Raw genomic sequence first — 21,756 nt, 5'->3', positions numbered from 1 at the left:
GCAAGAGGGCAATGACGGCGGTCAGGCGGCGCGGCATGGGCGTGAGGGAGAGCAAGGGGGCGCAAGCGGGCTTGATCGGCGCCGCGGCAGTCTCATGGAGGTCGCAGGTTTGCCAATTCAGGCTACAGCCGGGCAGGGCGGGAACGCAATAATTCCTCACCACCGTTCTTCACTGATCCGTCCCGACCATGACCTCCTGTACACGTCTTAGCTCTCGCCCTTTGCTCAAGGCCGCATTGACCGCACTGTCGGCCGCCGGCCTGGCCAGCGCCTTGCTGGCACCGCTGCCCGCCGCTGCCCACGGCGCCGCCGCCCACATGTTGCCGCTGAAAAAGACCATGGAAGACTTCGGCGCCACCGTGCGCTGGGATGACTATGCCGGCCTCTGGACCATCCAGCGCAACAGCGTGACCGTGCGTGTCAAGCCGCGCGCCGGTACGGCCCTGGTCAACGGCCAGACCGTGAAGCTGCCGGTACCGCTGGTGATGAAGGGCGGCCAGCCTTATGTCTCCGACGAATTCATCAATACCGTCTTTGCCCCCAGCCTGGACAAGACCTTCCAGATCGAGGCCGTGCCGCATCCGCTCAATCCGCTCAGCGCCGACGAAATCAACGCTACGCTGGCGGTGCTCAAGGCCAGCGGGCGCTGGCAGCCCTCCTATCGCTTCACCGAGATCACCCTGTCCGAACCGCCCAAGGAGCAGGTCTGGAAATTCGCCCTCGGCGATCGCGGTCAGGTCTTTGCGCGACGCGCCGATTTCACGCTGCTCGATGGCAGCCAGGTCATCGAAGGCACGGTGGACCTGGGCCAGCGCAGCCTGGTGCGCTGGGAACCCAAGGCCGGTGTGCACGGCATGGTGCTGGTGGATGATTTCGCTACCGTGCAGAACGCCATGGAGGCCAGCCCGGAATACGCCCAGACTCTCGCCAAGCGTGGCATCACCGATATCAGGAAGGTGGTGGCCACGCCATTGACCGTGGGTTACTTCGGCGGCAAGGATGCCTTGCAGGAAGATGCGCGCCTGCTCAAGGTGGTCAGCTACCTCGATGTGGGCGACGGCAATTACTGGGCGCACCCCATCGAGAATCTGGTGGCGGTGGTCGACCTGGTGCAGAAGAAGGTCATCAAGATCGAAGACAACGGTGTCATCCCCGTCCCCATGAAGGCGACCGGTTACGACGGCAGCGGGCGCGCGCTGGTGCCGCCACCCAAGCCGCTGGACATCAGCGAACCCGAAGGCAAGAACTACACCATCACCGGCAACACCCTGCGCTGGCGCAACTGGGAGATGCACTTCAAGCTCGATTCGCGCGTGGGCCTGATGTTCTCCACGGTGACCTACAACGACCACGGCAAGAAGCGTCAGATCATGTACGAAGGCTCGCTGGGCGGCATGATCGTGCCTTACGGCGATCCGGACGTGGGCTGGTATTTCAAGGCCTATCTGGATTCCGGCGAATACGGCATGGGGACGCTGACCTCTCCCATCGAACGCGGCAAGGATGCGCCCGACAACGTGGTCCTGCTGGATGCCACCCTGTCCGATACCAGCGGCAAGCCGCGCACCATCCCGCGCGCCATCGGGGTATTCGAGCGCTATGCCGGTCCGGAATTCAAGCATCAGGAATACGGCCAGCCCAATCTCTCGGTGGAGCGCCGCGAACTGGTGATCCGCTGGATCAGCACGGTGGGCAACTATGACTACATTTTCGATTGGGTCTTTGCGGAGAACGGCACCATCGGCATCAACGCTGGCGCCACCGGCATCGAGGCGGTCAAGGGCGTGAAGTCCTCCACCATGCGCGACGCCAGCGCGGCCGAGGATACCCGCTACGGCACGCTGATCGATCACAACATCGTCGGCACCACGCACCAGCACATCTACAACTTCCGTCTCGATCTGGACATCGATGGCGAAAACAATTCGCTCACCGAAGTCGATCCGGTGGTGCTGCCCAATACCCGTGGCGGTCCGCGCAGCAGCACCATGCAGACCGTGCAGCGCACCGCCGAGACCGAGCAGCAGGCCGCACAGAAGTTCGATGCCTCGACCATCCGCCTCCTGAGCAACCCCAACAAGTTCAACAAGGTCGGCAATCCGGTGTCCTACCAGCTCATTCCTTATGCGGGCGGCACCCATCCGATTGCCAAGGGCGCCAATTTCTCGCAGGACGAATGGCTCAACAAACGCCTGAGCTTCATGGACCGCCAGCTGTGGGTGACCCGTTATGAGCCGCAGCAGCGCTTCCCCGAAGGCAAGTATCCGAACCGCTCGCACGAGGACACCGGCCTGGGCGCCTTCGTCAAGGACAACCAGTCCATCGTCAACCAGGACGACGTGGTGTGGCTGACCACCGGCACCACCCACGTGGCGCGTGCCGAAGAGTGGCCCATCATGCCCACCGAATGGGTCCACGTCCTGCTGAAGCCCTGGAACTTCTTCGATGAGACCCCGACCCTCGGCTTGAACAAGAAAAAATAAGGCTTCCCAAGCTGAACAATCTTGACCGCCTGCGGCTTTCGCACGGCGGTCTTTTTCACAAGGAGACTCCATGCAGATTGCATCCAACATCATCGGCGGCCAGTTGCGCGCCGGCAGCCGCGCGCTCGATTCCTGCAACCCCGCCACGGGCGAAGTCATGGGCCGCTTCCCGCAGTCCGATGCCATCGAGGTGGCCGCAGCCGTCGCCGCCGCGCGCCAGGCGCAGCCCGCCTGGGCCGCACTGAGCCTGGCTCAGCGGCGCGAGCACCTGCATCGCGTGGCCGATGCCATCGCGGCCGATGCCGAACGCCTGGCGATCCTGGTCACCCAGGAGCAGGGCCGTCCCCTGGGCGGTGTCGGTCCGGATCAGGTGCCGGGCTCGCGCTTTGAACTGTGGGGTTGCGAAGCATGGACGCGCGCCACGGCCAGTCTGGAACTGAGCAGCGAAGTGGTGTTCGAGGACGAGACCCGGCGCGACGAACTGCACCGCAAGCCCTACGGCGTGATCGCCGCAATTGCGCCCTGGAACTGGCCGCTGATGATTTCCATCTGGCAGATCATCCCGGCCCTCTACACCGGTAACACGGTAGTGCTCAAGCCCTCCGAATACACCAGCGTATGCAGCCTGGAACTGGCCCGCGTGATTGCAGAAGCCCTGCCGCCTGGCGTGCTCAACACCGTCAGCGGCGATGGCAGCGTGGGTGCGCTGCTGGTGGAGGATGCCGACGTCAACAAGATCATGTTTACCGGATCGGGCGCGACCGGTGCGCGCATCGTCGCCGCTGCCGCGCGCAACCTCACGCCGACCACCATGGAACTGGGTGGCAACGATGCCGCCATCGTGCTGGACGATGCCGATCCCAAGGCGATTGCGCCGGGCCTGTTCTGGGGGGCCTTCCTGAACATGGGGCAGACCTGTGCCTGCGCCAAGCGGCTGTATGTGCCGGACGCGCTGCATGACCAGATCGTCGCCGAACTTCAGGCCATGATCGCCGCCACGCCCATGGGCGATGGCTTGCAGCCTGGAATGGTCATGGGGCCGGTACAGAACCCGATGCAATTGAAGAAAGTGGCCGCGCTGGTGGACAGCGCGCGCGAAGAGGGCGGCACCATCGTCTGCGGCGGTGTGCTGCCTCAGGGACCGGGCAATTTCTATCCGCTCACGCTGGTGACCGGCTTGCGCGATGGCGCGCGCCTGGTGGACGAAGAACAGTTTGGCCCGGTGCTGCCCATCATCCGCTATAGCGACCTGGAGCAGGCCATCGCCAATGCCAACCGGCTCGACGTCGGCCTGGGGGCGTCGGTCTGGAGCAGCGATACGCAGCGCGCGGCTGCGGTGGCCACCCGCCTGCAGGCCGGCACGGTGTGGATCAACCAGCATGGCATGGTGCATCCCATGGTGCCCTTTGGCGGCAACAAGCGGTCGGGATGGGGGCTGGAGTTCGGCAACGAGGGCCTGAAGGGCGTGACGCAGCCGCAGGTGATCAGTATGAAAAAGTAATCCGCACCGCCCGTTACGCATGCAAAAGAGGATATCCGCGGATATCCTCTTTTGCGTTGCGGCGTTGTTGGCCTGGGCCTACTGGCGAGGCGCACTGGCCTCCAGCTTCGCTTGCCCGCCCTTGCCATAAGCCAGTGGCCGTTCGGCCCGGCCATCCTGCAATTCCAGCGTGGTCAGCGCATCGCGTGCGGCAGCCTTGATGCGCCACTGGCGGCCATCGTCTTCGCTCACCAGCAGCGCACCCGAGAGCGAGCTGGCCATGAGCTGCCGGCCCTCGCTGCGCAAGGCGGTGATGGAGCCGCTGGTGGGTGAAGCGAGCGCCTGCCAGTGCAGGCCGCCATCGTCGCTACGCAGCAGCTTGCCACCCAGCCCGCCCACCACGATGGCGCCGGAGGCGGTGACCACGCCGCTCCACAGAGAAGCCTTGCTGCCGGTGGCCAGCGCCTCCCAGTGCTGACCACCATCGAGGGAGCGATACAGCACGCCTTGTTCGGCGGCGACGAAGAGCGCGCCATCGCGGCCGGGGAACAGATGCAGCAGGTTCAGGTCGCTGCGTTGCTGGCCTGGCGCGGTGGGCAGCTTGACCTGCTGCCAGCTCTTGCCGCCATCGCGCGTGTGCAGCAGCAGGGACCACAGCCCGGCAGCCCAGCCTTCATCGGCATTGGCGAACCAGACCGAGAACAGCGGTTGATCCACCGTGGTATCACTGCGCTGCAAGCGCCAGTGCAGGCCGCCATCGGCGGTATGCAGGATCACGCCGCCATGGCCGGCCGCCCAGCCTTACCGGTCATCGACGAAGCTCACCGAGGTCAGCGTCACGTCCACCGGTACCTGCTCGGCCTGGCGATAGCTGGCTCCCCCATCGTCGGAGAGGATGACGTAGCCATGCGCACCGACGGCGACGATGCGGCTGCCGGCGCGGGCCGCGCCCAGCATCATGTTGTGCAGGGCATGGGCATCGGCGCGCGCCGGGGCCAGGGTGACGGGAGTTGCGGCCTGGGCCAGCGCCGATCCGCAGGCGCCGCCGGCCAGCAGGGCCAGCGACAGCGTGAGGGCAGGTTTGCGGAAGAAAGTCATGAAACGGTCCTTGCGATCAGTGCGCCAGGGCGCTGTTGAGCTTGATGGGCGATTTGCGCGGGAACATCTTTTCCAGCACCACCGCAAACGCAGGCAGGGCGGTCATCGCCATGATGAGGTTCACCAGGAACATGAACGCGAGCAGCTTGCCCATGTCGGCCTGGAACTTGAGGGCCGAGAACGACCAGGTGGCCACGCCGATGGCCAGCGTGATGGCGGTGAAGATGGTGGCGATGCCCACTTCCTGGATCGCATGGTGCAAGGCCTGTTCGATCTCCAGCCCGGCGGCCAGTTGCAATTGCAGACGGTTGTAGATGTAGAACGCATAGTCCACACCGATGCCCACGGCCAGCACCATCACCGGCAGGGTGGCCACCGTCAGCCCGATCTGCAATTGCTTCATGAAGGCATAGCCGATGAAGGTGGCCACCGTCAGAGGCAGGCAGCAGGCGATGATGGCGCGCCAGTCACGGTAGACCACGAACACCAGCAGCACGATGGCGCCATAGACGTAGAGCATCATGGGCAGTTCGGATTTCTCGACTTCATCGTTGACCGCAGCGATCACCCCGGCATTGCCGGCGGCCAGGCGGATCTCCAGCCCCGGCAGACGGTACTGGTCGCGGTACTGCCGGACCGCCGCGAGCACGCCATTGATGGTGGCGGCCTTGTGGTCGGCGAGGAACAGGTGGCTGGCCAACATGTTGCAGTCCTTGGAGAGGAAGCCGCGTACGCGCCCGATTTCCACCGCCAGCGCGGCATAGTTGGCCGCGTCCAGCGGCACCGTGAACATGGCCGGGTTGCCCTCGTTGTAGCCTTCGTTGTAGATCTTCATCTGGTCGGCGAAGGAACTCACCGACAGTACGCCTGGCACATGACGCATGACCGTATCGAACTGGTCCTGGTAGCGGCCGAAGGCGACCTGGTCGCAGGAGTTGGCGGGCGTGGACAGGATCACCGTCAGCCAGTCCAGGCCATTGCCGTAGTTGTCGGCGATCGAACGTGCATCCTGGTTGTAGCGCGCATTGGCGTGCAGTTCCGGGGCGCCCGGCTGCAGCGTGCCGACCAGGCGGTCATGGCTGTACCAGGCCGAGCCGGCCAGCACCAGCAGGGTGAGCACCACGATGCTGCGTGCCACCTTCGGCTGCGCCGAGCGCGACAGCACGGCCAGCCAGCGCCCGCGCGCCTGCTGGGCACGCATGGCGGCATCGGCATAGCGCTGGTCGACCTTGAGCAGGGATGCCGCCAGCGGCAGCATCACCAGGTTGGTGATGATCTTGTAGCCCACGCCGATGGAGGCGGTGATGGCCAGTTCACGCACCATCGGAATGGGGATCATCACCAGCGTCACGAACGACACCAGTGCCGTGACCAGTGCCAGCACACCGGGGATGAGCAGGCTCTTGAAGCTGGCGCGGGCCGCCGCTTCGCAGGATTGCCCGCTGGCGATGCCGCGCACGATGGTATTGATCTGCTGCACCCCGTGCGACACGCCAATGGCAAATACCAGGAAGGGCACCAGTACCGCCAGCGGATCGAGCCCATAGCCCAGCAGGCGCAGCGTACCGAACTGCCATACCAGCGACACCAGCGAGCAGGCCACCGGCAGCAGCGTGAAGGGCAGCGAGCGGCAATACCAGTACACCGCGATGGTGGTCAGCAGCAGTGCCATGGCGCAGAATTTCAGGACGCCTTCGGCGCCATCGGCCACATCGCCGATCTGCTTGGCAAAGCCGATGATCTGGACTTCAAAGTCGGCATTCTCGTAGTTGGCGCGCAAGTCGTTCAACAGCTTGTTGTAAGCCAGGTAGTCGACCTTCTCTCCCTTGGCATCGAACTCGTTGATCTCGGCCACGATCATGGCGCTGTCCTGGTTGCGCGAGATCAGGGTGCCGACGAAGCCACCATTGACGGCGGTGTTGCGGATCTGTTCGATGATCTGCGGCGTGAGCGCCGAGGGGATCACGGTACCGGGAATGACCGGATCGGCGCGAAAGCCTTCCTCGGTGATTTCATTGACGAAGGTGTTGGGTGTCCACAGCGATTGCACACCGAGCCGGCTGATGTTGGGCAGGAACATGACCGCCTGGGTCATCTCGGACAGGCGCGTGAGTCCCTCCCTGGTCCAGATGCTGCCATGGCGTGCGCGCAGGACGATGTTGAGGCGGTTGGCGCCGAGCACGTCATCGCGGTATTGCTTGAAGGTGTCGATGTATTCGTGATGGGTCGGCATCTGTTTTTCGAAACCGGCGTCCATGCGCAACTGCAAGGCGAAGATCGACAGGATCGCGGTGAAGCCCAGCAGCACGAGCAGGATGGGAATGCGCAGACGGAACAGGCGGGCTTCGAGTCTGTCCAGGCTGAACGGGGAAGGGGCGGTGGCCATGGTGCGTTTTTTCTCAGGTGAAGGCAGGGGCCGCCCGCAGGCGGCCGCAAGGGATCAGATCATGCGGGCAAGCGGCTGCACCCGGAGCAGGTGAAGGTCCGGGCGCACCGGCCTTAGAAGTTGCGGCTCACGGTCATGCCATAGAAGCTGCGGTCCCGCAGCGGCTGGTCGAACACGCTGGCGCCGCCCCAGAACTTGGCGAAGTTCAGCGCCACCTGCCACTTGGCCGGGTTCTGGGTAAAGGTGACGGTGAAGTTGGCCATCTTCGCGCCTTCCATGAAGGTGGCCGTGGCGTTGGGCGTGCGGCCCTTGACGGCATGGAAGAAGTAGATCTCCGGGATCACCTGCCAGCCCGGGATCACCGAGCCGTCGTAGACCCAGCTGAAATCGAAGTTGTAGCCATAGGAGGTGGCCGAGCCCACGCCCGCGGTCTTGCCGCCATTGGCCAGCGTGCTGCTGGCGTTGGCGGTGGTGTCATAGCCCCAGCCCCACAGGCCCGCTGCGACCGGGATGCCGTCATAGGAACTCTTCAGGTTGGGATATCGGATCGCCACGGCTTCGGCCATCAGCGTGGCGGTGTCGGCACCCAGTGCCTTCAACACGGCGCCATGCTCGCTGGGCGTCAGGCTCAGCATGCCGGTGACGGCCAACTGGTATCGCTCGGTTTCGACATAGCACTTGCCATTGGTCATGCACAGGCCGCCGTTGGCGTTCGGCACTGAGGTATTGAGCGCGACCGCATCCTTGGGACGGTAGGACAGTTCGGTCCCGATGGCCCAGTTGCCCAGCGGGAAGTTGGCCGACAGGCCGACCATCTTGCGATCTTCCAGATAGGAGTAGCCCAGGCCGCTGGCGGTGTTGGCCGTGGAGAGCACGGGTGACTTGTCGTGGTAGTTCATCACGTACAGGCCGAAGTTCACATCCGCCCCCGGCGGTGTATAGCGCAGCGCCACGCCATATTGGCCGGTCGAGCGCGGGCGGTTGGTGATGGGCACACCCAGCGCATCGGCGCCGCTGCCCACGGTGGCAGTGGACCAGTAGCTGCCCACCGGCGGGAAGTAATTGCTTTCCCAGCCTTGCTGCACGTAGGTCTCCACCGAGAAGCCCCGGCCCAGGCCGGTGGCGAAGTTGACCATGGGCGCGGGCAGGATGGCTTCCTTGAGCTGGGTGCCCGGGTTGGACAGGCGCATCAGGTCGATGGCATTGGTCTGGTTGATGCCACCGGCGATGAACAGGCTCTCGCCCCAGTTCACTACCTGGTTGCCGACGCGGATACGGGCGCGTTCCTCGCCCAGGTCGAAGGATTTGCTGATCCACAGGTCCAGCAGCCGCACCTTGGAATGCAGTTCGTTGGTGGCGTCGTCCGAGAGCGAACGGCCGGTGCTGTTGGCGCCACTGATGTAGCCGCTGGTACTGGTGGCCGAGAAGTCGCGCAGCCAGCTCACGCGGCCGAGGAATTTCACGTCATCGGGCATGTTGAGCAGCAGTTCGTGCGTGCCCTTCAGATAGGTGGTGAAGCGGTCGCCACGGTTGTAGTTCAGGTCGCCCTGGTCATTGAGCGACGACAGCGCATCGGCACAGCCGCCCGGTGCGCCGGCCCCGCTGGCCGCTGCGGCATTGCCACCGCTGCTGCCGATCACCAGGCCGCAAGCCTGTTTGCTGGCGCGCACGCCCACTCCAAGGGATACCGTGGAATCGAAGTTGCCCGACACCGTTTCCCCTTCGAAGGTCATCGCCTGCACGCCGCCACTGCATAAGCTGGCAGCGGCCAGGGCGATGATCTTGTGATGCATTTGCTTGTTCATTGTTATTCCTCTCCCGTTGCAGATGCGTTGGCCCTGGGCTTAGCGGTCGCTGATGGCGCGCAGGTTGTCGGCGCTGTAGAAGCTGGCCTTGGCGCGCGGATTGCCCTTGCCGTCGACATCCCAGGCCATGTCCTTGCCGGTACCGGCGGCGTGCAGGTCGAACACGTAGCGGCCTTCGGCCAGGTTGTACTGGGCAAAGCCGGCCTGGTCGCAGCTGCCGGTTTCGTAGACGGGGATGATGTAGGCTTCGCGATGCTTCCACAGCTTGCCCTGGGCATCGTAGTCGTCGGCGGCGACCAGGTTCCAGCTGTCCTCGTCGATGTAGAAGGTGCGCCTGGGCGCCAGGTGGCGCACGCCGGCCTTGACCGTGGCCTCCACCACCCAGACCCGGTGCAGCTCGTAGCGGCGCGCATTCTCGGCGATGTATTCGTCACCGGCCACCTCCTCGAACTTGCCCTTGAAGTTGGTGGCACCGAAGCTGCCATAGGGCACATACATTTCCTTCTTGCCCACCAGCTTCCAGTCGAAGCGGTCGATGGTGCCGTTGAAGACCATCGGCTCATCCAGGGTGTACTGGTTTTCCATGCCGATCTGCGGCGAGTCGTAGGCATAGGCCGGCATGCGACGCACGCGGCGCTGGCCGGGGAAATAGTAGAAGGTTTCGCCACCGGCCTGGTTGAGGAAGACCGTCAGCGACAGCGCCTGACCCGCCAGTGCAGTGGGCGAGTTGTAGGCGAAGTAGGTGTAATACTCCACCGGTGGCAGCGTGGAGAGGTTCACGCTGCCCTTGGCCGCCCACGGGTAGAACAGGGTCTGCTGCGAACCGGCCTTGATCCACTCGCTGCTGCCCTTGCGCGGGGAGATCGCGGTAATGGTCGACTTCCATTCCTGGAGTACGCCGCGATAGCGCATCTTGCTGTTGTAGATGACCTCGGCGCCGCTCTTGGGCAGCGGGAAGGGGATGCCCGGCACCACGGCCTCGGCCAGACTCCAGCCATCGGCGCCGAGCTTGGCGGCGGTGTTCTTCCTGGTGTTCTCGACCACGAAATCGGGCGCGCTGCAGTAGCGGTGGCTGGGGTAGACATCCATCTTGTAGCCCTTGATCTGCTTGATCAGGGCCACTTGTCCGGGGCTCAGCTTGCTGGCGTACTGGTCCACGTTGGAGGCGTCAATGGTCTCGCTCTTCTTCTCGTCCTTGTACTTGAAAAAGTCGTGACGCAGCTTGCCGTAGGACCAGCCGGGCAAGACCACGTTCTCGTCCTTCCACTCCGGCACGCCATTACCGCCGGCCTTCTCGCCGCCCAGCGGCGTCAGGCTGGCTCCCAGATCGGCTGGCGTGGCGGCGTGCGCGAACGCGCTGGCCAGTGCCAGGGTCACGACGCTCATGTTGATGACCTTCATTGTTCTTCTCCCTGTTGTTGTTCCGAATATGTTTAAGCCGGCGTGCATGCCGGCCCCGATGTGGCGGGCGACGCTGCAGTCCGGATGGATGATCGTCTCCCACAGCGCGCGGGCTGTTCCTGTCGCGGCAACCCGGTCGGGTTGTGCTGCATTCCTGACAAAGAGCTGACGGAATGGGGGGATTCGCTTTTGGCGTTGTCCTCGACAGGTGTTTTTTGGGGAACAGTGGACGACAACGAATGTAGAAGGCGCGCCCCTGCAACTGTTAGCCGCTTTTAGCAATTCTCAGTGGCGGCTCAAGCGTGGCCCGGTCCAAAATGAGGCGGCCATGCCAGACGACAGTGCGCAAGCGGCTTGCGGGAAGGGTGGTGGTGCGCTATCGCGGCCAGGTGTTGCCATGGAAAAGCAAGCTCAATGATGTTGCCTGCTGCAAGTTTGCCGCCGGCGACATGACGATTGTTACCGGAAAAGGAAATAATCAACCATTCGGTCGGTTATATGCAGGTTCCGGCTCGTATTTTGAAAATAGCGTCCACAGAGGGAATTGGTGCCGCGATGCCGCTCATGTCACAGCGTGCGGGCAAGAAAGGGAGGGCCGGCGCAGCGCCGCAGCGTTTTGCCAAAATTGGCTAGGCGCCTGCCCCAAAATTGCTCAGCGTAGCCAACGCTGCGAAGGCGGCAAATGGTAACGAATGATACCAATGCGCCTTTGCGCTGATGCCTTCAGGATTCGGTGACGGTCTTGAGTACCGTTTCCGAAGGCAGGACGCCGAACATCTTCTTGTATTCGGAGGCGAACCGGCTGGGATGGTTGAAGCCGCACAGCGCGGCCAGGTTGCCGATGGTGGCGTGACGCTCGTGGCTGCGCTCGTCGGCGGTACGGCGCTTGATCTCGCGGTGCGCGGCGTTCAGGCGCAGGACCTTGAGGTATTGCAGGGGCGAGATGTCCAGCCGTTCTTCAAAGCAGTATTGCAAGGTGCGGCGGCTGACGTGGGTGGCGCGGCAGACGTCGAGAATGCCGATCTCCTCGCCAGCGTGGATGCGCATGTAGTCGATGGCATTCTGGACGATGCGTTCGCGTCGCTGGCGCGAGGGCAGGGTGGATTCCAGTTCATGGCTGCCGTGGTTCAACGACAGCGCCAGGGCCACATTGCTGATGGCGGTGGAGGCCAGGGCGCGCGGGCTGATCGGTCGTGTCGCCTTGCCGGCCGTGGGGTTGAGCAGGTCGAAGGCGACCGAAAAATAATGCCGCAGCATGCCGGCCGTGGCGGCGTCCAGTTGCAGCACCGACAGGTCCAGCCATTTGCGCACGCTGGCCTCGTCCTGCTCCGGCAATTGCGACAGGAACAGCTCGCGCTGTACCGAGATCCCCTGCAATTCAATGGGACCATTGGTGCGGATATGGTGCGCACGGTTGCCTTCCAGCACGATCAACTGGTCCTGCGTGAGCGGCCGGCCATTGAGCAGGTGCCCCTGCACGGTGGTATTGCAGATACCGATGACCAGTTGCTCGGAGGGCGGGACGATGCGCTCGTGCAGGGCGGTATTGGTGGTCTCCCGGATGAAGGAGAATTCCTCGGTCTCCAGCATGTCCAGCGTACCGACGAAGCGGCCACTGCCCAGTTGCTGGTACTCCTGCTCCCATCCGGTGAGCGTGCTGGCTTGCTCGTCCTCGTCCGAGAACTGCACGGTGTGCACGGAAAAAAAGTCGGAATGCATGGCGCGGGCTCCTTTGTTTTTGGCTGAGCTGATGCAAATTTCGCACCAGCTTGTAAAACGCGCGGAAACGACGAGCCAGGGCGCGCCAGCCTCACGGAGCAGGTCCGGTGGCAGCAGGGGCAGGCAGGGGTGGTTCTCCGTCTCCGTTGTCTCGGAGCGCCTTCGTGGGCGTCTCTCGGACTTTGCTTTTTTTCGCAAATCTACTGAATCAGACGATAAACCACAAGGGCGGATTGGTCACATCAGTATTCAGGAGCATTGCCGGCACTGCGGCAGATGTGCTAGCACATGGGCGGATTTTCGGTGCGGCCCGGCGTGGCAGGATTTTCATTGCGGCGAAGAAAATATGAAGATCCCGTCGCTCGGGTTTTTAGCATGTTTATTCATATAAATAATTTCTGACGACTTTGCCGCCTATGGCGATGCGAAGAAGATTTCACATCGTCCGGAAGCGGCGATGTGGCGGGCTTTCCATGCCGCACCGGCTCAGCACCATGGTGCGATTGTGGGCAGCAGCAAGCTTGGGTTGAATGGCAGCGGGAAGAAGTTTTACGAGTGTTGACACGAATAAATTCGAGATGAGGCCAAAGCACCTGACCGGCAGCAGTGCCGTCCGCAGCGTGCAAATGTGGCCGAACACAAGCCCGATCCGTGTCATTGCTATCGATTCACACCGCTCAGGGAAAATGCCATGACCATCATTATCGCGCCCAATCGGCTCGCGGCGCTGGCTTCGCCGCCGCCGGCCACGTCGGTACGTCAGCGCAAGCCAGCACCGGCCGCGCAGACCAGTTCCGCCAGTTTCGTCCATGCGCCGGCCGTGGCCGGGGAGGGCATCATGCCCATCTCGGCCTTTTCTGCGGACCCGGCGGCCCAGGCCAATCCGTTTTTCGCATCGGTCCCGGCCGCACGCACTGCCCGCACAGGCCGGCGCGATCAGGCCGCACGCACAAAGAACGAGGCGAAGGGAATCGACCTGCCGGCTGCGTCGATGGTCGGGGGAGGGCGTTTGCCAGCCTGGAGCGAGGCGGCTGCCTCCGAGGTGGCCCAGGCCGATCTGGTCAGGGACCGCACGACTATCCCGGCAGCGGGCACGCTGATGATCGCGCCGGGCGAACCCTTGCCGGCCGTGTCCGCAGCGGATGGGGCCGCGCCCGAGCTGGCGCCGGCCGGTCCGGCTATTGCCTTCTCGGTCGGACCCGCTGCTCCCCACCCAGAGCCCGCTGCAGTCCCAGCCTGTCCGGTCGTCCAAGCCGATCCGGGCCAGACGCCATGCGGGAGCACTGACCTGATGCCCCTGGCTGACGCATTCCCCCCTGACATGATCCTCAGCGCCGATTGCGTTCCTGTGCCGATCTCTTTGCTCGTTCCTTGTGCGCTGCCGGTCCCTGTGCCGGCTTGCCCGGGGGCGCCGGCGGGATCGTCCGATGTGCCGTCATCAGTGGCGCCGGCGGTCGCTCCTGCAAGTCCCTCAACGATCTCGACGCTCTCGACGCTCTCAACGCCCTGCGTGCCTACGTCTGCCGCCTATGTGGCACCGCCCGCTGCGGTCTATGCCGCCGCGCCCCCGGAGCCGCCCGTACCCGACAGCAATTTCCGCAGCCTGCGCGACGATGGCAATGCCTTCCGCCTCGACAGCGGCCGCACGCTGAACTTCGGCCCGGGCCAGATCAAGGTGCTTAACAACCGTCCCGGCTGCCTGATCGGCACCGACGGCAATGACCTGCTCGACCCCAACCTGGGCACTTCCAACTACAGCGTCAACATCCAGGCCGGGCCCTTCAGACAGTTCGCCGGAGGCGGCGGTGACGACCTGATCAATGGCAGCAAGGGCGATGACATCCTGTGGGGCGGCGACGGCAAGGATCTGTTGTGGGGCAAGGAGGGCGACGACCAGCTCTATGGCGAAGATGGTGACGACCAGTTGGTCGGTGATGACGGCAACGACCTGCTCTCGGGCGGCGCCGGTGCCGACCATATTTTTGGAGGCATGGGCAATGACCGCATCTGGGGCGGCGACGGCGATGACCAGTTGTATGGCAATGATCTGATCCTCAAGGGCGTCAAGGGGTTGCAAGCCGGGCAGACCGATGACGACCAGATCGTGGGTGGAGCCGGCAATGACAGTATCTCGGGCGGTTTCGGCAACGACCAGCTATGGGGAGGGACGGGCGATGACACGCTCTACGGCGATGACGGCGACGACAGGCTCTATGGTGACCAAGGCAACGACCTTCTCTGTGGCGGCGCTGGCAATGATGTCCTGCAAGGTGGCGACGGCGATGATGTCCTCTATGGTGACAGCCGGCCTGCCTACGCCGCAGTCGCCAATGACCTCGGTGGCGACGACCTGCTTTATGGCGGTGCCGGCAATGACACCTTGCATGGCGGCGCCGGCAATGACCTGCTCGACGGTGGCGCCGGCAATGACTACATGGAAGGCGGCAAGGGCGACGATACCTATGTGGTCGACTGCAGCGGCGACATCGTGGTCGAGCAAGCCAACGAAGGCCGCGATACCGTCATCGCCTCCTGCAGCTACACGCTCACGGCCTATGTGGAAGATCTGCACCTGGCCGAAGGCGGTCGCTTCAACGGCACCGGCAACACCCGGGACAACCTGATCACCGGCAACAGCCAGGACAACCTGCTCGATGGTGGTCAGGGAGCCGACACCCTCATCGGCGGCAAGGGCAACGATACCTACGTGGTCGATGATATCGGCGACAAGGTAGTGGAACTGGCCGGTGAGGGAATCGATACCGTCTACTCCAAGATCAGCCATACCCTGGGCGACAACCTGGAAAACCTGACGCTGATGGACAGCACCAGCGCACAAGCCGGGACCGTCAACGGCAAGGCGGTGTTGGTGTACGGGTTCCCGCACAACGATGACCTGGATTATTCGCAGGGCGACGAAGTGCCGGGCTACCGGGGGACCTGCGGCGAGACCAGCGTGGCCAACATCTGCATCATGTCCGGCCTGCAGGAGACCGAGGCCGATGTGGTCAAGCGCGCCATCGCCAATGGCTGGTGCCGCACACAGGCCGACAACGACGCTTTGCGCGGGGGCAGCAGTCAATACGACCAGATGAAATTGCTCGAGAGCTTCGGCCTGCCGGCCGAGGTCAGCGATGGCTACGACCAGGCCAGGTTGACCCGTCTGCTCAAGGATGGCCGTGGCGTCCTGATCGCCGTCAATGCTGGCAAGCTGTGGGACGAGCCGGATGATGTCGAGGGCGGCGTGCTCAACCATGTGGTCACGGTCACCGGCGTGGCGTGCGATGCCAGCAGCGGTGAGGTACTCGGCTTCTACATCGCCGACTCGGGACGCGGCCAGGTGGCCGATGCCTGCCGCTACCTCTCGGCCGACGACATGCGCAAGGTGGCTGACGCCGACGGTGCCAGCATGGTTTATACACGGGACTCCATCAAGATCCGCAACGAGCACATCGATGCCACCGGCAATGCCCTCGATAACGTGCTGACGGGAAACCGCGGCAACAACATCCTCTCCGGTGGACGCGGCGACGACATCCTCATCGGCGGTACCGGTAACGATACCTATGTCTTTGCCCGCGGCGATGGCCGCGACCAGATCATCGACAGCGATGCCACCCGGGGCAACCAGGATGTGTTGCAGTTCAAGGACATCCGGCAGACCAATCTGTGGTTCAGCCAGGCCGGCCAGGATCTGCAGATCGATGTGCTGGGGAGCAGCGACCGCATCACCATCAGGGACTGGTACCTAGGCGGCAAGAGCGGCGCCGACCATCACGTCGAGCGCATCCGCACCGCCGAGGGCTACACCCTCTACGACACCGATGTGGCCCAGCTGGTGCAGGCCATGGCCAGCTTCGCGCCGCCAGCGCCCTTGCAGGCCGAGTGGAGCAACGGCCAGGCCAGCGCAAGCGGCAAGGTACTGCTGACGGTCAATCACTGAGCGACATGCGGATCGGCGCGCCGCCTGCCGCAGGCTGGGCAGTTGCTGCGGGCCGCGTGGTCGTCCTGCACGACGACAGTCATCTCCTCCTCTTCGGGAACCCTATGAACGAGAGCCATAACGACCCCGGCCAGGCAGTCGTGGACAGCGGTTTGCTGTGCCTGATCATGCTGGCCAAGCTGCACGGCATCGCCGCCGATGCGCAGCAATTGCAGCACCGCTTCGGCCGCCGGCCCTTCGGTGTGCAGAACATCCTGCTGGGCGCGCGCACGCTGGGCATGAAGGCGCGCTGCATCCGCCAGCATCCCGCGCGCCTGGAGCGCACCCCCTTGCCGGCCATCGGCATCGATCATGAGGGCCGTTTCTTTGTGCTGGCCAAGATCGAATCCGAGCAAGGCCAGCCGGGTGCGGGCGCGCGCATGCTGATCCAGCAGCCGGGCCAGCCGCCCCAGGTGATGTCGCGTGCGGAATTCTCCGCCTTCTGGTGCGGCCAGGTCATCCTCATGACGAGCAAGGCGACTTACGCCAGTGAATCGGCGCGCTTCGATTTCACCTGGTTCATTCCGGCCGTGGTCAAGTACCGCAAGGTGCTCGGCGAGGTTTTGCTGATCTCGCTGGTGCTGCAGATTATCGGGCTGGTCACGCCCTTGTTCTTCCAGGTGGTGATGGACAAGGTGCTGGTCAATCACGCCATGATGACCCTGAACGTGATTGCCGTCGGGCTGATCGCGGCCACCATTTTCGAGGCACTGCTCAATGGCATCCGTACCGCCATCTTCGCCAGGGCCAGCAGCAAGATCGATGTGGAACTGGGGGCGCGCCTGTTTGCCCATCTGCTGAGCCTGCCGCTGGCCTACTTCCAGGTCCGCCGTGCGGGCGATTCCATCGCCCGGGTACGCGAGCTGGAAAACATCCGCAGCTTCCTCACCAGCAATGCCATGACGCTGGTACTGGATCTGGTGTTTTCCTTCATCTTCCTGGCGGTGATGCTGTGGTACAGCGTGCCGCTGAGCCTGATCGTGCTGGCTTCCATTCCGGTGTACCTGCTGCTGTCACTGATCTTCACACCGCTGCTGCGCGCCCGTCTGAACGACAAGTTCAACAAGAGCGCCGAGAACCAGTCCTTCCTGGTGGAGACCCTGACCGGCATGGATACCGTCAAGGCCATGGCGGTCGAGCCGCAGTGGCAACGCAAGTGGGATCAGCAACTGGCCGGCTACGTAGCCGCTGGGCTGACCACCACCAACATCAGTCTCTTGGCCAGCGGCGGCGTGACGCTGGTGAGCAAGCTGGTCGGCGTGGGCATCATGTGGCTGGGGGCACTTCAGGTGGTCGACAACGCCTTGTCGGTCGGTGAGCTGGTGGCCTTCAACATGCTGGCCGGGCAGGTCGCCGCGCCCATCCTGCGGCTGGCGCAATTGTGGAACGACTTCCAGCAGGTCGGTATTTCCATGAGCCGGCTGGCTGACGTGCTCGACGCCCGCAGTGAAGTGGCGGGGCATCGCACGCGCCTGCCGCGCGTGACCGGGGCGATTGCTTTCGAGCGGGTGAGCTTTCGCTATCGTCCCGAAACGCCGGAGGTGATTCGCGGGCTGTCCCTGCAGATCCGGCCGGGCGAGGTCATCGGCATCGTCGGTCGTTCCGGTTCCGGCAAGAGCACCCTGGCCAAGCTGGTGCAGCGGCTGTATGTCTGCGAGAGCGGGCGCATCAGCGTGGACGGCCAGGATATTTCCATCATCGATACCGCCTCGTTGCGTCAGCAGATCGGCGTGGTGCTGCAGGAGAATACACTGTTCTCACGCTCCATCCGCGACAACATCGCCCTGGTCGATCCGTCGGCCTCCATCGAGGAAGTGATCGCCGCCGCCCGGCTGGCGGGCGCGCATGACTTCATCTGCGAGCTGCCCGAGGGTTATGACACGCTGGTCGGCGAGCAGGGCACGGGCCTCTCCGGTGGACAGCGCCAGCGCATTGCCATTGCGCGCGCGCTGATCAGCAATCCCGGCATCCTGATCTTCGACGAAGCCACCAGCGCGCTGGACTATGAATCCGAAAAAATCATCCAGGACAACATGCGCCAGATCTGCGCCGGACGCACCGTGCTCATCATTGCGCACCGGCTCTCGGCCGTGCGCGAGGCCGACCGCATTCTTGTGATGGAGCGCGGCAGCGTGGTCGAGAGTGGCCGCCATGATGAGTTGCTGGGGCTGGCCAACGGCATCTATGCCCACCTGCATGCGCTGCAGGCAGGCAAGCCGCTACAGGGAGAATCAGCATGAGTCTGCATCATCGTTCCCAGGCCTGGATGGCCTTGTGGCATCGCTATGGGCGTCGCTTTCTGCAAGCCTGGCGGGAGCGCCATCAGCAGCAGGTGGACCTGTTCAACCAGCAGGAGGCGGAATTCCTGCCGGCGGCGCTGTCGCTGCAGGAGGCGCCTGATTCCGCCAGCCTGCGCTGGACGGCGCGCCTGCTGGTGGCGATGGTGGCGCTGGCGCTGGCGTGGTCATTGATCGGGCAGATCGACATCGTGGTCAGCGCCAACGGCAAGGTCATCGCGTCCGGCCGCACCAAGACCATCGCCTCCGTCGAGGTCGCCAGCGTGCGCGACATCCTGGTGCACGAAGGGCAGCAGGTGCGGGCGGGCCAGCCGCTGGTGGAACTGGACGCGAGCAGTAGCGACGCCGAACGCGACAAGGCCGCCGATGCGGTGGCGCAGGCGCGGCTACAGGTGGCGCGGGCTGCCGCCATGATGCAGGCGGTGCAGCAACTGCGCGCCCCGCACCTGGAGGAGGTGCCCGGCGTGGCGCAGCCGCAATGGGATTCGGTACATCGCCAGCTGCAAGGGCAATACCAGGACTTTCGCGCCCGGCTGGCCCGCCTGGATGACGAGATCATCCGCTACGGTGCCGCGCTGCGCCTGGCCAGCCAGCGCGCCAGCGACTACCGCGCACTGATGGAAGACCATAGCGTTTCGCACCATGCCTGGCTGGAGAAGGAGCAGGCGCGGGTCGATGTGCAGGGCCAGCTGGCCGATGCCCGCAACCAGCGTGCGGCCTTGCTGGCGCAGATCCAGAAGGAGGCACATGACAGCCGCATCGAGGCCGAGAAGATCATCGAGGCTGCCCGCCAGGACCAGCGCCGCGCCGACGAGCACAGCAAGTTGCTGCGCCTGACCGCACCGGTCAGGGGTACCGTGCAGCAACTCAACGTACATACCATCGGTGGCGTGGTGGCGGCGACCCAGCCGCTCATGCAGATCGTGCCGGAGGAAGACAACATCGAAATCGAGGTCCAGATCGAGAACAAGGACGTGGGCTTCGTCGAGGTCGGCCAGGAGGTGGAGGTGAAGGTCGATGCCTTCGACTACACGAAGTACGGCACGCTCCCGGCCAGGGTGGCTTCGGTCTCGCGCGACGCTATCCAGGATGAGAAGAAGGGCCTGATCTACACCGCCCGCATCGCCATGACCCGCAACAGTCTCGACGTGGATGGCCGCCGGCTGGCGCTGTCGCCCGGTCTGGCGGTCAATGTGGGCATCCGCACGGGCAGCCGCCGCCTGATCGAATATGCGCTCTCGCCCTTGTTGCGTCATCAGAAGGAGGCCCTACATGAGCGTTGATCCGCGGTACCGCTGGCCGGTCGTCGTGGGGATGGCGGCCGCGCTGCTGGCGACATCCCCGGCCCGCAGCGGCGAGCCGGGGCGCTTCGATCCCTTGCTCGCGCGGCCGCCCGAACTGGATCATGGCAAGGTGCTGCCGGGCGACCAGCAGGCCGTGGTCTGCACCAGCAGCAGCTTTGTCCCTGGCAAGGTGTTGACGCTGGCGGAGGCGGTGGACATGGCGCTGTGCCACCAGCCGCAGGTGCAGGCCACCTGGGCCAGCATCAAGCTGCAAGCGGCGCAGCTGGGCGAGGCGCGTGCGGCCTATCTGCCCACGCTGGGTGCCGGTGCCAGCCGCTATCGGGACAGCGCCAGTTCGGAGCAGGGCAGCAGCAGCCGTTCGGTCAGCACGCTCTACGCCACGCTGACCTGGCGGCTGCTTGATTTTGGTGGTCGCAGCGCCAACCAGCGTGCCGCCGATGCCTTGCTGCAGGCTGCCCTGGCCAGCCAGGATGCGACCCTGCAAAAGGCCATGGCCGGTGCGGTCGGCCTGTACTACGACGCCCACAGCGCCCGCGCCACTCAACAGGCGCGCGAGCGCAGCCTGCAACTGGCGCGCCAGGTGCTGGAGACGGCCATCAAGCGCGAGCGGCGCGGCGTAGGCGCCTTGCCCGAAACCCTGCAGGCGCGCAGCTTCGTGGCCAGGGCGGAACTGGAACTGGCGCGTGCCACCGGTCAGCACAAGCGCAGCCTGGTGGCGCTGGCGGTGGGGTTGGGTTTGCTGGACGAGGCTGGAGATGCGCCTGCGTTGTCGCTGTCGACGGAGGTGGAAGTAGATCCGCTGGGGCTGGAGCAGAACCTGCCGGGATGGCTGCAATCGGCCAGGCAGTATCACCCCGCCATCCTGGCCGCGCGCGCGCAGGTGGAGGCGGCGCGTGAGAAGGTGAAGGTGACGCGTTCTGAAGGGGCGCCGACGCTGGATTTGACCGCCAGCCGCTTCATCAACGGCCGTCCCAATCAGGGCGGGGGCAGCCGGGGTGAGCGTGAAACGGTGGTGGGACTGAATCTCAATATTCCCGCGTTTGAAGGATTTGCGCGCAACTACAAGATCGATGGCGCGCAGGCTCAGGTTGAATTGCGCGAGGCTGAGCTACGCGATGTGCAGGCGCAGGTGCTGGGTGATATCGCTACCACTTACGTCGAGGCGACCACGGCCTTGCACAGCATGGCCTCTGCAAGGAGCTTGCTGGAGGCGGCGCAGCGGGCGGTGGAGTCGGTGCGGCGCAAGTATGATGCGGGGGCTGCCGATATCGTTGAGATGCTTAATGCGCAATCGGGGCTGAGTGATGCTGAGCTGGAACGCATTCGATCGCTGGGGGAATGGCGGTCGGCGCGGTTGCGGTTGTTGGCCAATGCGGGGGAGATGGGGAGGGCTAGTTTGGGCAAGGCGGGGCGGCGCTGAGGCGAAATCGCTTTTTCGGCGCACTTGGCTTCGCAGTTCGCGGGTTGCGCATGAGGGAAGTGAAGGTGAGCAGACCCCGTGACTGAGCGCTTGCTGTCTTTCATGCCGTGAATGACCAGCACCGGGAGATCTTCTGAAGGGAATTGCCCCAGATCAAGTGCATGCTGACTCGCCAGCGCCGTGGCAGCGGATTGCCCGCCTACCTCTTTGCTGTAGTCCACCATTTCCTCCATCCAGCGAAGATCCTGGCCGTCGTTGCGCGTGGCGACGTTGGCGCGGGCAAAGTCTTTCCACTTGGTACTGGATGCGTCCAGCTCGCGCAAGGTCGCCAGCATTTCCCGGATCAGTGTGTGCCTGCGCATATGCGGGCCGGAATTGATG

Annotated in this window: 11 protein-coding genes and 1 pseudogene; 6 read left to right on the top strand and 6 right to left on the bottom strand. The window is 64.2% G+C overall.

The genetic code is table 11. The features are described from left to right. Positions 1–188: 188 nt before the first annotated feature. Positions 189–2,483 (top strand): primary-amine oxidase, encoded by a 2,295-nt coding sequence (tynA, locus tag AACH55_RS14870; RefSeq protein ID WP_338715370.1) that lies wholly within the window; start codon positions 189–191, stop codon positions 2,481–2,483. A gap of 70 nt (positions 2,484–2,553) precedes the next feature. After that, a complete protein-coding gene (locus AACH55_RS14865; RefSeq protein ID WP_338715369.1) occupies positions 2,554–3,984 on the top strand; it encodes an aldehyde dehydrogenase family protein in 1,431 nt (476 codons plus the stop codon). A gap of 78 nt (positions 3,985–4,062) precedes the next feature. Here AACH55_RS14865 and AACH55_RS14860 read toward each other — a convergent pair. The 6 genes and pseudogenes from AACH55_RS14860 to AACH55_RS14835 all read right to left on the bottom strand — a co-directional run. Next, positions 4,063–4,752: pseudogene (locus AACH55_RS14860) on the bottom strand (YCF48-related protein); the annotation flags it as partial. Between the two features lie 12 nt (positions 4,753–4,764). After that, positions 4,765–5,061 carry a hypothetical protein gene (locus AACH55_RS14855; RefSeq protein ID WP_338715368.1) on the bottom strand — a complete coding sequence of 99 codons (297 nt, stop codon included), beginning with the start codon at positions 5,059–5,061 and terminating at the stop codon, positions 4,765–4,767. 16 nt (positions 5,062–5,077) lie between these two features. Then, on the bottom strand, positions 5,078–7,447 hold the full coding sequence (locus AACH55_RS14850; RefSeq protein WP_338715366.1) for an efflux RND transporter permease subunit: 2,370 nt from the start codon (positions 7,445–7,447) through the stop codon (positions 5,078–5,080). 113 nt (positions 7,448–7,560) lie between these two features. Continuing rightward, on the bottom strand, positions 7,561–9,252 hold the full coding sequence (locus AACH55_RS14845; protein WP_338715365.1) for a DUF1302 domain-containing protein: 1,692 nt from the start codon (positions 9,250–9,252) through the stop codon (positions 7,561–7,563). A 39-nt stretch (positions 9,253–9,291) separates the two neighbouring features. After that, positions 9,292–10,653 (bottom strand): DUF1329 domain-containing protein, encoded by a 1,362-nt coding sequence (locus AACH55_RS14840; protein ID WP_338715363.1) that lies wholly within the window; start codon positions 10,651–10,653, stop codon positions 9,292–9,294. A gap of 723 nt (positions 10,654–11,376) precedes the next feature. Next, positions 11,377–12,372 carry a helix-turn-helix domain-containing protein gene (locus AACH55_RS14835; RefSeq protein ID WP_338715362.1) on the bottom strand — a complete coding sequence of 332 codons (996 nt, stop codon included), beginning with the start codon at positions 12,370–12,372 and terminating at the stop codon, positions 11,377–11,379. A 691-nt stretch (positions 12,373–13,063) separates the two neighbouring features. Between AACH55_RS14835 and AACH55_RS14830 the strand changes: the two genes are divergently transcribed. The 4 genes from AACH55_RS14830 (at position 13,064) to AACH55_RS14815 (ending at position 21,375) form a co-directional block, all read left to right on the top strand. Next, on the top strand, positions 13,064–16,315 hold the full coding sequence (locus tag AACH55_RS14830) for a calcium-binding protein (protein ID WP_338715361.1): 3,252 nt from the start codon (positions 13,064–13,066) through the stop codon (positions 16,313–16,315). A gap of 104 nt (positions 16,316–16,419) precedes the next feature. Then, on the top strand, positions 16,420–18,594 hold the full coding sequence (locus tag AACH55_RS14825; RefSeq protein ID WP_338715360.1) for a type I secretion system permease/ATPase: 2,175 nt from the start codon (positions 16,420–16,422) through the stop codon (positions 18,592–18,594). Next, positions 18,591–19,934, top strand: a complete 1,344-nt coding sequence (locus tag AACH55_RS14820) for an HlyD family type I secretion periplasmic adaptor subunit (protein WP_338715358.1) — start codon at positions 18,591–18,593, stop codon at positions 19,932–19,934. The genes AACH55_RS14825 and AACH55_RS14820 overlap by 4 nt, the downstream gene beginning before the upstream one ends. Continuing rightward, positions 19,924–21,375: a TolC family protein gene (locus tag AACH55_RS14815; protein WP_338715357.1), complete on the top strand. Its 1,452-nt coding sequence runs from the start codon at positions 19,924–19,926 to the stop codon at positions 21,373–21,375. Before AACH55_RS14820 ends, AACH55_RS14815 begins: the two co-directional genes overlap by 11 nt. Positions 21,376–21,756 lie beyond the last annotated feature (381 nt).

The organism is Herbaspirillum sp. DW155 (assembly GCF_037076565.1).
GTDB lineage: Bacteria > Pseudomonadota > Gammaproteobacteria > Burkholderiales > Burkholderiaceae_D > Herbaspirillum.
The sequence above is the reverse complement of the archived record's forward strand: the minus strand, read 5'-3'. Positions and strand labels throughout refer to the sequence as shown.

Coding starts and splice junctions, on each gene's coding strand:
- tynA (WP_338715370.1), top strand. CDS start 189: ATGACCTCCTGTACACGTCTTAGCTCTCGCCCTTTGCTCAAGGCCGCA.
- AACH55_RS14840 (WP_338715363.1), bottom strand. CDS start 10,653: ATGAAGGTCATCAACATGAGCGTCGTGACCCTGGCACTGGCCAGCGCG.
- AACH55_RS14845 (WP_338715365.1), bottom strand. CDS start 9,252: ATGAACAAGCAAATGCATCACAAGATCATCGCCCTGGCCGCTGCCAGC.
- AACH55_RS14815 (WP_338715357.1), top strand. CDS start 19,924: ATGAGCGTTGATCCGCGGTACCGCTGGCCGGTCGTCGTGGGGATGGCG.
- AACH55_RS14865 (WP_338715369.1), top strand. CDS start 2,554: ATGCAGATTGCATCCAACATCATCGGCGGCCAGTTGCGCGCCGGCAGC.
- AACH55_RS14835 (WP_338715362.1), bottom strand. CDS start 12,372: ATGCATTCCGACTTTTTTTCCGTGCACACCGTGCAGTTCTCGGACGAG.
- AACH55_RS14820 (WP_338715358.1), top strand. CDS start 18,591: ATGAGTCTGCATCATCGTTCCCAGGCCTGGATGGCCTTGTGGCATCGC.
- AACH55_RS14825 (WP_338715360.1), top strand. CDS start 16,420: ATGAACGAGAGCCATAACGACCCCGGCCAGGCAGTCGTGGACAGCGGT.
- AACH55_RS14830 (WP_338715361.1), top strand. CDS start 13,064: ATGACCATCATTATCGCGCCCAATCGGCTCGCGGCGCTGGCTTCGCCG.
- AACH55_RS14855 (WP_338715368.1), bottom strand. CDS start 5,061: ATGACTTTCTTCCGCAAACCTGCCCTCACGCTGTCGCTGGCCCTGCTG.
- AACH55_RS14850 (WP_338715366.1), bottom strand. CDS start 7,447: ATGGCCACCGCCCCTTCCCCGTTCAGCCTGGACAGACTCGAAGCCCGC.